General features: G+C 59.7%; 14 protein-coding genes and 1 tRNA gene. 2 read left to right on the forward strand and 13 right to left on the reverse strand.

Annotation, left to right across the window (positions count from 1 at the left end):
* Positions 1–11: 11 nt before the first annotated feature.
* Entirely contained in the window at positions 12–179 is a 168-nt protein-coding gene (locus HRU71_12280; protein ID QOJ04213.1) for a hypothetical protein, read from the forward strand.
* A gap of 45 nt (positions 180–224) precedes the next feature.
* Here HRU71_12280 and HRU71_12285 read toward each other — a convergent pair whose 3' ends face one another.
* The 11 genes from HRU71_12285 to HRU71_12335 form a co-directional block, all read right to left on the reverse strand.
* The gene (locus HRU71_12285; protein ID QOJ04214.1) at positions 225–902 is read right to left on the reverse strand and encodes a cytochrome c biogenesis protein CcdA; all 678 of its coding nucleotides are present in this window, start codon (positions 900–902) and stop codon (positions 225–227) included.
* Positions 902–1,330, reverse strand: a complete 429-nt coding sequence (locus tag HRU71_12290) for a thioredoxin family protein (GenBank protein ID QOJ04215.1) — start codon at positions 1,328–1,330, stop codon at positions 902–904. Before HRU71_12290 ends, HRU71_12285 begins: the two co-directional genes overlap by 1 nt.
* Positions 1,331–1,345: 15 nt before the next feature.
* Positions 1,346–1,594 carry a TM0996/MTH895 family glutaredoxin-like protein gene (locus tag HRU71_12295; protein ID QOJ04216.1) on the reverse strand — a complete coding sequence of 83 codons (249 nt, stop codon included), beginning with the start codon at positions 1,592–1,594 and terminating at the stop codon, positions 1,346–1,348.
* 9 nt (positions 1,595–1,603) lie between these two features.
* On the reverse strand, positions 1,604–2,911 hold the full coding sequence (locus HRU71_12300) for a permease (protein ID QOJ04217.1): 1,308 nt from the start codon (positions 2,909–2,911) through the stop codon (positions 1,604–1,606).
* A gap of 98 nt (positions 2,912–3,009) precedes the next feature.
* On the reverse strand, positions 3,010–3,339 hold the full coding sequence (locus HRU71_12305) for a winged helix-turn-helix transcriptional regulator (GenBank protein ID QOJ04218.1): 330 nt from the start codon (positions 3,337–3,339) through the stop codon (positions 3,010–3,012).
* 534 nt (positions 3,340–3,873) lie between these two features.
* Entirely contained in the window at positions 3,874–4,119 is a 246-nt protein-coding gene (locus HRU71_12310; GenBank protein ID QOJ04219.1) for a carboxymuconolactone decarboxylase family protein, read from the reverse strand.
* Between the two features lie 144 nt (positions 4,120–4,263).
* Entirely contained in the window at positions 4,264–5,367 is a 1,104-nt protein-coding gene (locus HRU71_12315) for a permease (protein QOJ04220.1), read from the reverse strand.
* A gap of 94 nt (positions 5,368–5,461) precedes the next feature.
* Entirely contained in the window at positions 5,462–6,247 is a 786-nt protein-coding gene (locus tag HRU71_12320; protein ID QOJ04221.1) for a zf-HC2 domain-containing protein, read from the reverse strand.
* On the reverse strand, positions 6,247–6,816 hold the full coding sequence (locus HRU71_12325; GenBank protein ID QOJ04222.1) for an RNA polymerase sigma factor: 570 nt from the start codon (positions 6,814–6,816) through the stop codon (positions 6,247–6,249). Before HRU71_12325 ends, HRU71_12320 begins: the two co-directional genes overlap by 1 nt.
* A gap of 323 nt (positions 6,817–7,139) precedes the next feature.
* Positions 7,140–7,226, reverse strand: a tRNA-Ser gene (locus tag HRU71_12330).
* 252 nt (positions 7,227–7,478) lie between these two features.
* Positions 7,479–8,159 carry a ribulose-phosphate 3-epimerase gene (locus tag HRU71_12335; protein QOJ04223.1) on the reverse strand — a complete coding sequence of 227 codons (681 nt, stop codon included), beginning with the start codon at positions 8,157–8,159 and terminating at the stop codon, positions 7,479–7,481.
* Positions 8,160–8,692: 533 nt separating this feature from the next.
* On the opposite strand from HRU71_12335, the gene HRU71_12340 reads away from it, so the two are divergent.
* Positions 8,693–9,004 carry a hypothetical protein gene (locus HRU71_12340; protein QOJ04224.1) on the forward strand — a complete coding sequence of 104 codons (312 nt, stop codon included), beginning with the start codon at positions 8,693–8,695 and terminating at the stop codon, positions 9,002–9,004.
* A 591-nt stretch (positions 9,005–9,595) separates the two neighbouring features.
* Here HRU71_12340 and HRU71_12345 read toward each other — a convergent pair.
* Positions 9,596–10,975, reverse strand: coding sequence for a hypothetical protein (locus HRU71_12345; protein QOJ04225.1), 1,380 nt, complete (start codon positions 10,973–10,975; stop codon positions 9,596–9,598).
* A gap of 148 nt (positions 10,976–11,123) precedes the next feature.
* A complete protein-coding gene (locus HRU71_12350; protein QOJ04226.1) occupies positions 11,124–13,049 on the reverse strand; it encodes a hypothetical protein in 1,926 nt (641 codons plus the stop codon).
* Between the last annotated feature and the right edge of the window lie 187 nt (positions 13,050–13,236).

A 13,236-nucleotide genomic window follows, 5' to 3' on the forward strand; every position in this document is an offset into this window, starting at 1 on the left:
GAACGGACACGATGGATTTCCTGATTGCGATTTTTCTGGTGAGTCCCACCCGGCTGGGCATCTTCGGCTTCACGGCCCTGGCGGCGATGCTGTTTATCCGCCGCAGGCTGGAAGGCCCGTCGCGGCAGGCTGAACGAACTCGGCGGCCACGCGCAGACCCGCAGGTAGCGTCGAATTGACCACGGACGTCGTCGTACACTGATTTCAGCCATGATCTATTCACCTCATGCAAACAGAAGATAGACACCCACAATCAGAATCAGCAAGCCTGCGAACCTGCGGAGCACGTCCGCGCCACGATTCCAACCGCGAGAGTCTGCCAGTCGTTGAACCAATCCAATCGAGGTTCCGCCAGCCAGCACAAGTCCACAATGGCCCAGACTGTATGCAACCAGCAGGATTGCACCAAAGGCCGCACCCTTGAGCGGCATGATCGAGAGCAACGCGAGCAAGACCGGGCCGGCGCACGGCATCGACACGAGGCCGAAGAGCAGCCCCAACAGCAGCGCGCCAATGAAGCCCTTCTGTTTCGGTTGCATTCCAGCCGGCGCCGGGATGTGGAATCGCAGCAAGCCCACCAGATGCAAACCCATGAGCAGACACACGCCGGCGGCGACGTACGTCCACCAACTTGCCTTCAACACCGAGCTGGCGGCCCACGTCGCCAGGAACAGGACCGCGAACATCATGGTCAGACCAATGCTGAACGTCAGTGAGAGCAGGAACGATCGGCCGATGTTGTGATTCTCCTGTCCCGCAACGTATCCGATCATCAGCGGCACCATCGCAAGAACACAGGGATTCGCAGCGGTTAAGAGTCCGCCGGCAAACGCGGCCGCGGGCGCCAACCAGGGGTTGTTCTGCACGATATTCGCCAGGTTTTCGGAAAGCTGTTCGAGCATTACACGGCTCCCAGCTCCTTCAACTTGGTGATGATCTCATCCTTGGGCAGGAACCCCTCATGTCGCCAGACCTCCTTGCCTTCTCGGTCAAAGAAAATCTGCGTCTGGATGATGCGGATGTCGTAGGGCTCGCCGGCCTTCGGGTTCTTCCAGACGTCGATGAACTCGACGGTGGCCTTGCCTGCGTATTCGGTTTTCAATTCCGCGAGAATCGGCGCCATCTTCTTGCAAGGAATGCACTTGTCCGCGCCGAGATCGACCATGCGCGGTAATGCGCGCGCCGATGACACTCGTGGAGACTCCAACGCCGCTCCGCGTGTTTTCTGCGGCTCCGGCGATTCGCGAGATTCGCGCACCGTGGCCACGACAATGACCAAGGCGACCACACCGCCCGTCACCAGCAAACTCGTCAGCAGATTACGATTCATCGGTGCTCCTCCCGGTCAGCGCTGCGCCATGACGCTAGTGAGCAGCCGCGTGATCTCTGCCTCGGGGGGGACCCTACCCGCCGCGACCACCTTGCCATCGATGGCCAGGGCCGGCGTAAACATCACACCGCGTTTCATGAACTCGTTGATGTCCTTGATGTGCTCGATTTCGTAGTCGAGCCCGAGCTTGTCGGCGGCCGATTTGGTAGCCGCTTCGAGCATGTTGCACTTGGCACAACCCGTTCCCAGAATTTCGATTTTCATGATGCGCTCCTATCTGAAATGGCCGAAGAGCAATCCCGTGATCGTCGCCATGACGACAATCAGCAGACTGAATGCGGCGGTTTTCTTCACGCCCATGACCTTGATGAGCACCAGCATGTTCGGCAGCGACAGCGCCGGCCCTGCGAGCAACAGTGCCAGCGCCGGGCCGCGGGCCATGCCGTGTTCCATCAGCGCTTGCGTGATGGGCACTTCCGTCAGCGTCGCGAAATAGAAGAGCGCTCCAACCAGCGACGCCACGAAATTGGCTCGCAGGCTGCTGTCACCGACCAGTTGACCGATTTGCTTGTCGGGCAGGAGCGCGGAAATGAAGCCGACCACAAAGACGCCGCCGAACAGCAAGGGAATGAGCAGCTTGGTGAAATCCCACGTGTTGTGCATCCACGTGCCGAATTCCTCGCGGTCCACCCAGCGCCAACTCATCACGACGACTGCCAGACCCATCAAGCCCGCGATGTACCAGCGGAGGTGATACACATCCATCACCCAGCTCCGGGCTTCTTGGATGGCGACAATTTCGCTCTTGGGTAGTGTCAGCCGCTCGCCGGCGCGAACGCCGCCAACCGACTCCTGGACTTGAATCATGACCTCATCGTGCATCTCCTGAAGCACGACGCCGCGGATCGCTGTGCCGTTGGTCCGCTTGATGATCGCATCGCCGGGGTTGAACCAGTCAGAGAAGACGAGGAAGGCGATCATGCCTCCCAGCAACATTGCGTTTTGCCACAGCCTGCGGCGCGGTGCGGGCGGATCGGGCATCAGCATCGCCGCTTCCGCCTTCACTCGCTCCTCACGGCCGAAGATCCCGGCCATTCCGAGGCCGACCAAAAAGGCAAATCCAATCGCACCCAGGGCTCGCCACAGACCGATGTCGAAACCGAGCACGCGGGCCGTAAGGAAGATCGCCAGAATGTTGATCGCCGGACCTGAGTAGAGAAACGCGGAGGCCGGACCGAGCCCCGCGCCGAGCTTGTAGATGCCGGCGAACATCGGCAACACGCTGCACGAGCAGACGGCCAGCACCGTGCCGGCCACCGAGGCCACCGCGTAGGCCGCAAGCTTATTGGATTTTGGACCGAGATAACGCATCACGGACGCCTGCGATAAGAACGTCATGATCCCGCCGGCGATGAACAGTGCCGGTAGGACACAGGCCAAGACGTGGTTTCGCGCGTACCACTGCAGCAGCTTGAACGCCTCCAGGATGGCGGCGCTGATCTTGGGATTGGCCAGCGGCAGGAAATAGGCGACCAGAAAGACGGTCACGAACGCGGCAAGAATCTTCAGTTGTTTGGACATTGCGGTCTCTCATCCTTCATAAGGAACCCACCCGCAACATTCATGCCATAATGGCAATTTCGCCATGAATATGGAAAAAAAAGAGGACTCTTGTTCGATCATCGCAGCACCGCCTGCTGAGCCTTCAAATTCTCGCTCAACACCGTTTCCAGGCACTTCCAGAAGCCGCTCAGGCAACAGACCTTGACACGGTAATACGCCATGACGCCTTCCTTGCGGTCTTCCACCAGGCCCGCCTGCTTGAGAATGGCAAGGTGCTTGGAAACCGTCGATTGATCCGCCCCGACAAGTTCCGTGAGGTCGCATACGCAAATCTCGCGGCCCTCCAGTGCTTCAAGGATCATGAGTCGGCTCGGATGGGCGAGCGCCTTGGCGATCCGGGCACGGGCTTCATACCGCTGACGAGAATGTCGGGGCTTGGTAATCATGGCTCTATGGCAATTATACCATATAGACGAGCTTTGTCAAGTCGCTCACATCGCTATTTCTGACTTTCCAACTCCCACTAACGGCTAGCCCCGCTCTTGGGTCACCCGCGGCATTGGCTGCAGGGCAGAGTCGCCGGCCTACGTGGACGTATCACCAGAAGGACAACAGTTCTTGGCGGGCCAGCGGCCAGCCTCCGGCTTCGAAAACTGCGGCACCATTGGTTTACTCTTGTGGCCGATATCGCATCTCAGGTTCAGGTTGGACGCCAAGAGCATCCATGACGCGGTTGCTGTAGTTGAAATACCCAATCGTCTGTACGGCGTCGAGAATGGTCTCATCGTCGAAACCAGCGGCCCGTACCTCTCGACATCGCCGCGTCGCAAGCACATTGGCTGCGTTGTCATCTTAACCGCGAAGTCGAGTAACGCCCTTGTCGCAGGTTCGAGATCGACCCGATTATGGTCGGCCTGAATTGCCTGAACTTTCGTTTCGTCCTTGATCTCCGACCGGAGATCGCCTTCATGGCTTTCAATTCAGTAATGGCAGCCGTTGGTGCGCGAGACGACCGTCGCTATCAAGACTCGCTGGAGCCGTGAAAGCTTGCCTGGGCTTTCCATTAGATGTCGATAGAACTTTCTCCCTAGTGTCATCGTTTCTGGCCGCAGGCTTTGTATCCGTACAAGATTGATAACGCGTCCGAACTTGGCTTTGCTCTCGTCGTAGATGCTCGCGAGCAGCCCCGTTGCGTCTTCGTCTGCGATGGTTCGAATCCAACTCATTGATCTGCCTCCCGAGAATGCCTGTTTTTTGTATTACAACGAATTATTCAGCTCGCGCTGTCCCACCGTCTCGCAATGCGTTTGAGGGCAGTTGCGCACATGTAATCATTGTGGCGCGCGTCCGACTGTCATTGAAGATATAACTTAGAAGATGAGCGCCGCGGCGAGGCCGACCACCAGGAAGAACCCAAACAGGATCACCGCCAGCTTTCGCGAGACCTCGCGCCACAAATAGATGCTCGGAATAATGCTGTACGTCCCAAGTGTCATAGCGAAGAGCATGACGTAGCCGGACGGTACGCCCTGATGTTGAAGCTGGGCCGCAAACATGACATCCAGTGCAATCGGAACTGGCATGAACACAGAGATTAGGCTGACCAGTGCAGCGCGGAGCGGGGTCACCTCGGACAGCAGCGTGGTCCAGGGAACGAGAGTCAAGACCACCGAGGACACGATGCTCGCAAGTAGCATCAGCGTGATCGTCGGCTTGACCAGCATCCACACATGCTTGCCATAGTCTGCCGCCAGCTCCTTGAACACGAGCCAGATTGGTTCCGTGCAATCCGCCGTTGGTGGAGGCACGAGCCCACAGGCCGCCCCTTCAACGTCGGGAGTAAAGGCGTTCATCGGCTTGTCTCTTTCAAGGCGGGCGATTACGGCGGGAACGAACACGACGATGACCAGCAACAGGATGGCGTATTTCGTGACGCTCATCGCGAGCGGAAAGGCCATGAACGTCATCATCAACACGACCGGGTTGAAATTCGGAGAACTGAAGAGGAAGCCGAGGGCCACCTCGACGCGGCCATGCCCGCGAGTGACGCCGCACGCGACGGGCACCGAGCAATTTGCACACACCCCGGCTGGCACGCCAACCAGCGCGCCTTTCAGGGAGTTTAGATAAAGGTTCTTTCCGATTTTCAGCGGGTAGTATCGCAGCACCGTGTGCAGCAGCGCACCGAACAACACGCCGAAGGTCATGCCGATCTTCATGGCGTCCAGCCAGTTTACCGTACCGAAGAGAATTCGCTTCCACGCCGGTGCGGTCACGGCGACTTGCAATACCTCGTGGCTGTAGGCCATGCTCGGCACAGCCTGCCCGACATGCTTTGATTTGCTTATCAATTGCGGATAACGCGACGCGAACCAGAACACGCAAAGCAGGACGACGGCAGCGGAGACCAGAATCAGCGGGCGGTAGTAGCACGCGAGGCGGCGAGAGTGAAACGGGATTGAAAGAGTGCTCATGGAAATCTCCATTCTTTGGGACCATTGATGCGTATCAAGGTTTCGAGAAAATACTCTGAGTCAGCCATTGTCGTCTCTGCAAACGTAAGTCGCGTCACTCCAGCTCGGACATGAAATGAATCAACTCGTCTTTTTCGGTACGGGACACCGCGGCATAGATCAGGTTGTTGCGCAGGCAGGCTACGACGGAATGGCCCTTGCACCGGTCAACCCAGTATGTGCGGCCGTCATGCGATACGCGCTCCATTTTGCCGAGACTGCTTGTATCTCCAGCCAATACGACGAGACACGCGGGATTTGCGTCCATTTCGTACGATGCAAATGCAGCAGATTGGCCGTTCAGTTTGCACTTGCGAGCACCGATCAGCTTGCAGTGGACTCCAGTCGTGGCGGGCAGTGATACTTCTAAGCCGGTCTTGCCACGCAACCACTGCGACACCTCTCCGCGATCTGCCGATGCAATCTGGACCAGCCTCCCCTCGCTGAGGAAGTGATTAAAGTCGGTAACGAGTAAATCAACCAGAGCACTCTGATGAAACGTGGCATCCGACGGATCGGACAAGTTATTGGCAAACACGCTCAGGAGAATAACGGCAGCGATACCGATCCCCAAAGACATCCAAGCCCACATGCGTCGTCGAGCTGGAATGTTCGCCGGGATGGTCATGACCGTGCGTAACAACTCATCCAACGATGGCGATTTCCCGGAATCATGCTCCATCGCGGAAGCGAGTCGCCTTTGGACCAGCCGTTCTGTCTCCGCTTCACGCGCGCAATTGGGGCAGTGCTCCAAATGGCGTTGAACATCAATGCTGAGTGCGGCGTCCAACTCGTTGTCGAGAAACGTAAAAAGCAATTCACGCACTTCGCCACAGTTCATTAGTGCCCTCCCCTTTCTTGGCTCTGAGTCGCCGCATAATCGGCCAGTTGCTCCCGAAGTGCTCTGCGAGCGCGTGCCATACGCGACATGACAGTACCAATGGGACATTCGAGAACGTCGCCGATCTCCCGGTAATTGAGGCCACCCGCCACGGAAAGTACGACGACCTCGCGATAAGGCGGCTCAAGCGTGTCAAGTGCGGCGGCCACTCTGTCGTCGAGAAACTCACGGAACTGGCTTTCGTCCATCGTTGGAAGGGGCGCGAATGGCTCGGACGAAGCGGGGCCAGCAACATCGGTCAGGTCCGTGTTGAAGAGCGGGGCGAGTCTTATTCGTCGTTGCGATGATCGATGCCATTCCGCAGCAACATTCCGCATGATCACAACAAGCCATGCACGTTGATACACGCACGTCTGAGTTGAAGAGAAGCTTCTCCAAGCCCGCAGGAGGGTTTCCTGCATTAGGTCGTTGGAATCCGAAGGCGTTCGGACATATTGGCGCGCGAGAGTGGCGAGCCGCTCATAATGCGGTGCTACGAATGCCTCGAAGGTCGCACCCTTGGAATCCATGATGATCAGCCGTCCGCTGAGACTGGGTCTCCTCAATTAATGGAATGACATAACATCGCGATTTCATCCCGATTAGCAGAACAATAGTGTGTTGTGCCTTTGGGATAGTCCGCGAATCGCCGTATTGAGGGCAGTTTGAGGGCAGACCGACGGTCAAGAATTGAAAAAGTCCCACAAGTCACGTGGCTTCAGGAGATTGCGCGACCTTCGCTTCGAGTTGCGGTGAGTGTCAGGCTCTCGTGAATTGCCCATGATGAGCATTTTACGTAAATTCATTCCCAATAACGAGTTATAGTTTGCGGTTCGCAACCTTGTTGCTATAACGGAGAGGGAGGGATTCGAACCCCCGGTACGGTTTCCCGTACTGCGGTTTTCAAGACCGCCGCCTTCAGCCACTCGGCCACCTCTCCATGCTTCAGCGATTAGCTTCTAGCCATTGGCTGTGAGCCAGTCCCAAACAGCCTTGAGCCGCGAGCCAGTCTGATATAGCCATCAGTTGGTAGCTCCAAGCCCTTAGCTAATCCGGTGCGTCGAGGACGCACCCTACGTTTACTTGAGCCGTCAGCCGATCCACTTCGGCAACGGTCCGCCGCGTAATCAGGTGCTTACCAGCGACGGCCCATTCAACAATCTCAATTCTACATTCTCCATTACTTCGCCATTCACCCTCGCACCGCCGACCGGATCTCCTTCAAGCTCTCCGGCGGACGCGGATGCTGGAACATCCCCGACGACACCACCAGGATATCCGCACCCGCCTCCACCAGCCGCCGGGCGTTGGTCGCCTTCACGCCGCCATCGACCGTGATCGTCGCCTTCGACCCCGTCTTTTCAATCAACCGCCGGATGTCGGATATCTTGACAAACGTATATTCAAGCATCGCCTGACCCGCGAACCCCGGCGCGATCCCCATCACGCACACGTTGTCGAGGTACGGCAGCACCGGCTCCAGCGCGCTCGCCGGCGTCTCCGGGTTGATCGCCACACCCGGCTCCCACCCGCCGCGCTCGATCCCCTGGATCACCCCCATCGCCCGCGTGCTCGCCTCCAGGTGAAAGATCATCCGAAACTGGCCCAGCCCCGCCATGCGGCTCAACCAGTCGTCCGGCCGGCTCACCATCAGGTGAACCTCCACCGGCAGCTTCGTCGCCTCGCACGTCCGTTTCACCATGGCCTCGCCAAAGCTGATCGTCGGCACGAAATGTCCGTCGCACACGTCGAGTTGGATCAGGTCCGCACCGGCCTGCTCGCACAGCCGAATCGCCCCGCCCAGATCCAGCAGATCGCCCGACAGGATCGACCCCGCCAACTGCACCCCGCCGCCGTTTGAATTCGTGCTCATGCCGGAAATGGTACGGCCCGGTGGCATCGGTTTCCATCCGGGGTAATGGAATCGTTTGGGTCAACTCGCGCGCGTCAGCAAGTTGAATATCCACCGTGGGGGGCGGGTTCGACTGCGCCGACGTCAAGAAGCCGCTCCCAGACCCGCGGCTGCGGGTCATCCTTCGCAGCTCGGATCGAGACGCAATCACGACTGCAAGCTGTTTCAAAACACCCTTTCCCTTTCAGGGAGAGGGTTGAGGTGAGGGCGAATCATTTCGTTTGAACCACAGTTCCCCCTCACCCGACCTCTCCCCCCAAGGGGGAGAGGAGTTTAGAAATCGGTTCTAAGTCCGGGCCTGGAGGTGAGAGCCTCTGCAGCTCCCAAGGGGGAGAGGAGTTTAGAAATCGGTTCTAAGTATCGCTCGGCACGACACAACCAGTTGGAAGTTTGGTCGCTGCCAGGTCCCCGCAAACTTTGCGCGACTTAGGGAACGCTCCCCAGTGCCCGCCACATCGGACAACTCGCGCCCGGAATCGGCCGATACCTACCCTATGCCTGACCCAACGGGTGATTACCTCGATATCATCTCGGCCCCCGACGGCGAATACGCCCCCGAGCGATTCGTCCCCGCGCCGCCGTCCGGCTTGGTTGCCGGCGTGGTTCCTGCGCAGGAATCGGCCGCGGCGGCTTCGCGTCCATGGATCGGCATCCATTTCGCATGCTGCGGTCACTACATTCGTGTATATCGTCGGCCGAATGAAACGCGCTACGTGGCCAAGTGCCCGAACTGCCACCGCCGCGCGGTGTTGAAGGTCGCCGCGAATGGCACCAGCGCGCGCATCTTCCGCGCCGGCCCGAACTAGAGATCGGGCCGGGCAGCCAAGCGATAAATCGACGTAGGCTGCATCCTTCCGGATGCCGATGATCGGGATTGTGACAGAATGTGTCACTCCGCGCAGATTTATTTCATTTTCTGAAAAAAGAGTATTGACTTTCAGAGATCAACTCTGTTAGCATCGCGGACGTGTGTTGAGGAGATACCTCGGCGCGTAAATCGCAGTAATTTGGGAGGCTTAAAGGGGACATTCTGGAACCTATCCCAAAACCTCTTTGAGCAGCAGTTGCCTTGGCTCACAGTTCAACTGGAATCTCGGGACGGTATTTTGTGAGAGACTTCGCCGTCGCCACAGGCGGCATCGCCGGCGTGATCGACCACTACAACCATGATCGGCTGCACAGCAGTTTGAACTTCCTGCGGCCGGTGTGGATTATTATCGAGGAAACCCGGAGGCGCTGCTGGCCGAGCGCCGCCGGAAACTGACCACGGCCAGACAACTGCGAAAGCAGGAGAACCTGAACCTCCGCCAACGCCTGCTGCCCTGACCGGCAGCCCAAACCATCCTTAATTCTCAAAGGCGAACGGTCTCACTTTGAGTGAAACATTTCATCGGCGACTACCGCTCGATTTGCTTGGATTTCTTGCGGCGCTCTTCTTCTTCCCGAATCCACTTGCGCAGGTTTTCAATTTCCGTACTGGAGTAGCGCTGAAGCTTGTCTTTCACGTCGGGGTTGTAGCCGCCGCGTTTCAAATAATACTCTTCATCCGGCACCGACTTGTCGCGCGAGATGTTCTCCTGCACCCATTTCGTCCAGTTTTTTTCCAGCGTCTCCTTGGCCTCGGCGGGGAACTTTTCCTCCCACGCGCGCGTGCGGTCGCCCATGTATGTCGTCTGGCGGTCGGAGCCGACGCGCTTGGACAGGTCAAACACCGCGCGGAAATCCTTCCAGCCCTGGCGCCCGCCGCCCATCATGTAGGCGGCCAACGACCACGCCTGCGCATAGTTCAGGAAGCCCTGCTCGCTGGTCATGTCTTTGTGCCAGCTCTCGGGGTCGATCGTCCAGACGTAGTTGAAATCCTTCCACTTGGGCGTGCCGACGATGCGGCGAATGACCGGCGCGTAGCGCCCGCGATTGGGAATCTCCGCGAAGTTCTCCTCCACCGTCTTGTCAAAATCCCAGTACTCGAACACCGCCGCGTGGCCTTCGTTCCACCAGCGCGGGCAATCCACCGGCACGCCGATGTTCGCACCGGGATAGAGCGTATTCCCCAGGCGAAGCTGCAATTCCATGTGGGCCGCTTCGTGCTTCAGCGTGCCTTTTTCCCACTTGCGAAAATCGGTCACCCCGTCGGTGAATTGCTGCAAGCGATAGCGCCGGGCCGGCCAGTGCGGCCCCCGATCGCCCACCAGATGCCCGAACGACATGAAGAAACCGCCGCTGCCCGGCGTGCCCCCGTTCTGCATGTAAGTCTCGCGATCGGCGAAGACGATGACTTCGATCTTCTCGCGCACGTCCGCCGGAACACCGCCCAGCAGCTTCGAATAGGCCCGGCCATACTCGCGATGGAGCATCTCCATGTACATCGCGGTATCCGCCGTGAACTCCTTGCTGATGTCGGTGCGGACAATGAAGGGGTGGCCCATGTACGTCCAGAGGCGGACTTCTTCCTGGCCCTTCATGAAGGTGCCGTCGCTGGAGTCGCCACGCTTGTCCTGCTTGATGCGCTTGAGCAGACGTTCGTAGCGCTTGTCGTACTCGGCATCGGTCTCGTTGCGCTTCTGGCCCCAGCGCACGCGCGGCATCTCGTCGTCCGACTTCTTCGGCTTGGCCTTCTTCTTCGAAGTCGATTTCTTCCCACCCTCGTCGGGCCCGGTCTGGACAAACTGTTCGCACGTCGGACCGGCCTGCACGCGGCCGGCGGACGACCACGCCGCCAAGCCCACGATCAACGACAACCCGACCGTCCAGAACGTCACTCGGTACTTGTGCAACATCGCACCACGCCTCCAGCCGCAAGAAGTTTTGACCTGTTCGTCCTCGGCGCGCGAAATCCAGCCTGTCGGGCACTCCGAGACGTCGGTCCTATTGAGTATTCTAAGCAAGGGATGATGGAAAGTACCAAGGAATTTCGCACCCGAGTCGTCAGCGGTTCAGGAGCGGTCGCGCCAGGGTACACAGCGTGTAGCCGTCAGGAAGCGATTGCGAGGCAATGACTTCCGACGGTTCGAGGGTCGCTCTGCGGCGGAGGTCGGGCCAGAGTCTGCGCTTGGTCTCCGGCGGTGACCAGCCGGGGAAGCCGCCGTGAATCCAGTCCCACTCGCGGTCCGGCTCGTCGGGCCGTACGAGGTACTGCGTCATGCCTTGCGGATCCGATTGCGACCCGATCAGGTGATCGAGCCTCGACCAGAACGCACGGTACTCGGCGACCCGGCAGTGCTGACCCGTGAGATACGTCAGCACATGGGCATCCAGCGGTTCGGCCCAGACCTGCTTCACGTCGTGTTCGACCAGTGCATCGGCCACGCGTTGCATCGGGTGCGGCGCGCCGACCTGCTGAACGAGGGCTGCCTGTCCAACCATCCAGGCCACGCAGAGTGCGACTACCGCCGCGCGACCGGCGGCGGGCAATCTGCGATTGATAAAGACGCACGCCGATAAGCCGGGCAGAAACACCCAGATCGGCAGCCAGTAGCGGATCGTCGTGAAGTTGAAACTGCATCCGCCGAACAGGTACAGTCCGATGCAACCCATCGCGCCGAGCGCCAGCAGCGCCACCGGATGGTGCACACCGGGCGTCATGCGAAGCAATCGCCCGAGGCGCGGCCCCGACGTCAGCAGCAGCACTGCGCCGGCCGTCATCGCCGCGCCGGCCACGATGCAGTTCGCGCCGCCGACCAGCCCGCCCCAGGCGATGTCCAGCGGCGCAAGCGAGGCATCCTGCCCGACGGTCACGAGCCGCAGGAACGGCTGCGGATCGGCCCCGAAGAAGACCGGCGCGCCGCATAGTAAATATACGAGTGTATCGCCGATCGCCCACGGAGGTCGCAAGCCCAGTGGCAGCGTCGGTTCCAGACCCCGGCCGCGCAGCATCGCCAGGACGACGTACGCGATGGCCGGCGCCGAACCGACCACCGCACCCAGCAGCAGCGGGCCGCATCGCGGTATCATCGCTCGCGCAGACGCTACAAGCCGCCCTCGCCATGCTGCAACCACGCCGACAACGCCCAGTACGACTGCCGCGGCCGGTCGGGGAATCAGCCCGAGCAACAGTGCCGACTTCACGCCGGACTCATCGACTTGTACGGACCATGCGGTGGTGACCAACAACAACAACGCCACGACAACAACGGTCAAGGCCGTGACACCGAGGCGGTCGATCACGGTCCAGGCGGCCGCGCGCGGCGTGGCGTCGCGAAGCATCCGCAGCGGCGAACCGAGCAGGTAATGCACGAGAACTGGAGCGAGGAAAAAAACAACCGATGGGTTGAGCCACAGTCCCGAGCCGACCAGCGCGCCGAAGACGAATTGCCGACGGGTCATCCGAACAAGCGACGCCTTTGTCACGGCAGCGCGGATCCGCGGAGATGCATGATTGCTCCTCGAAGATGGACAGGCGAACCACTCCGCATACGCCCAGAGTATCAACGTCCCCCAGAGCAGGTTCTCCACGTACGCCCCGCGCGCGGAGATCGTCCACTGCGCGAACATCGGCGGACCGCACAGCAACACCGCCGCGCCGACGAATCCCGCGCGACGGCCCAGCCAGCGCGTGAGCATCAGGTACTGCACACCGACCATCGCCGCGAAAAAAATCGCCGGTGCTGCCCGCAGCGCGTGAATCGGTTTGGCAAAGAACGGCAGCAACGCCGCGACGACGTAGGCCTCCAGGGCGCCCATGTAGCGCTGGCCGTAGAAATAAAGCGGGAAGCGCGTCCCCTCGGCGATGTCCTGCGCCATCAGCCCGACGATGGCTTCATCGGAGTGCAGCAGCGTCTCACCGCGAAGGATGAGCGGCGAGCGAATCGCCAGGGCGGCGACACACAGCACGGCTGCCGCGAGGGAGTCCATCCGGGAGAGCTTAAAACGCCGAAACGGTGACGCCGCGGCACTTCGCAAAGAGCCGACGCGACCCGAGGAAGCCGGCCGGAAGGGATGCCTTTCGCGCGGTTCACGATAGGTTTCGATTGTCACGATCGCATCATCGCCGATTGGCACGTCGGAGCGGTGCGGCGGATGGCTCGTTTGGGTTGATGGC

The organism is Planctomycetia bacterium, assembly GCA_015200345.1.
Classification (GTDB): Bacteria; Planctomycetota; Phycisphaerae; order UBA1845; family UTPLA1; genus PLA3.

What these genes read in the sequence shown, in the direction of transcription:
- HRU71_12280 (QOJ04213.1), top strand. Translation starts at nt 12, where the DNA reads ATGGATTTCCTGATTGCGATTTTTCTGGTGAGTCCCACCCGGCTGGGC.
- HRU71_12285 (QOJ04214.1), bottom strand. Translation starts at nt 902, where the DNA reads ATGCTCGAACAGCTTTCCGAAAACCTGGCGAATATCGTGCAGAACAAC.
- HRU71_12290 (QOJ04215.1), bottom strand. Translation starts at nt 1,330, where the DNA reads ATGAATCGTAATCTGCTGACGAGTTTGCTGGTGACGGGCGGTGTGGTC.
- HRU71_12295 (QOJ04216.1), bottom strand. Translation starts at nt 1,594, where the DNA reads ATGAAAATCGAAATTCTGGGAACGGGTTGTGCCAAGTGCAACATGCTC.
- HRU71_12300 (QOJ04217.1), bottom strand. Translation starts at nt 2,911, where the DNA reads ATGTCCAAACAACTGAAGATTCTTGCCGCGTTCGTGACCGTCTTTCTG.
- HRU71_12305 (QOJ04218.1), bottom strand. Translation starts at nt 3,339, where the DNA reads ATGATTACCAAGCCCCGACATTCTCGTCAGCGGTATGAAGCCCGTGCC.
- HRU71_12310 (QOJ04219.1), bottom strand. Translation starts at nt 4,119, where the DNA reads ATGAGTTGGATTCGAACCATCGCAGACGAAGACGCAACGGGGCTGCTC.
- HRU71_12315 (QOJ04220.1), bottom strand. Translation starts at nt 5,367, where the DNA reads ATGAGCACTCTTTCAATCCCGTTTCACTCTCGCCGCCTCGCGTGCTAC.
- HRU71_12320 (QOJ04221.1), bottom strand. Translation starts at nt 6,247, where the DNA reads ATGAACTGTGGCGAAGTGCGTGAATTGCTTTTTACGTTTCTCGACAAC.
- HRU71_12325 (QOJ04222.1), bottom strand. Translation starts at nt 6,816, where the DNA reads ATGGATTCCAAGGGTGCGACCTTCGAGGCATTCGTAGCACCGCATTAT.
- HRU71_12335 (QOJ04223.1), bottom strand. Translation starts at nt 8,159, where the DNA reads ATGAGCACGAATTCAAACGGCGGCGGGGTGCAGTTGGCGGGGTCGATC.
- HRU71_12340 (QOJ04224.1), top strand. Translation starts at nt 8,693, where the DNA reads ATGCCTGACCCAACGGGTGATTACCTCGATATCATCTCGGCCCCCGAC.
- HRU71_12345 (QOJ04225.1), bottom strand. Translation starts at nt 10,975, where the DNA reads ATGTTGCACAAGTACCGAGTGACGTTCTGGACGGTCGGGTTGTCGTTG.
- HRU71_12350 (QOJ04226.1), bottom strand. Translation starts at nt 13,049, where the DNA reads ATGGACTCCCTCGCGGCAGCCGTGCTGTGTGTCGCCGCCCTGGCGATT.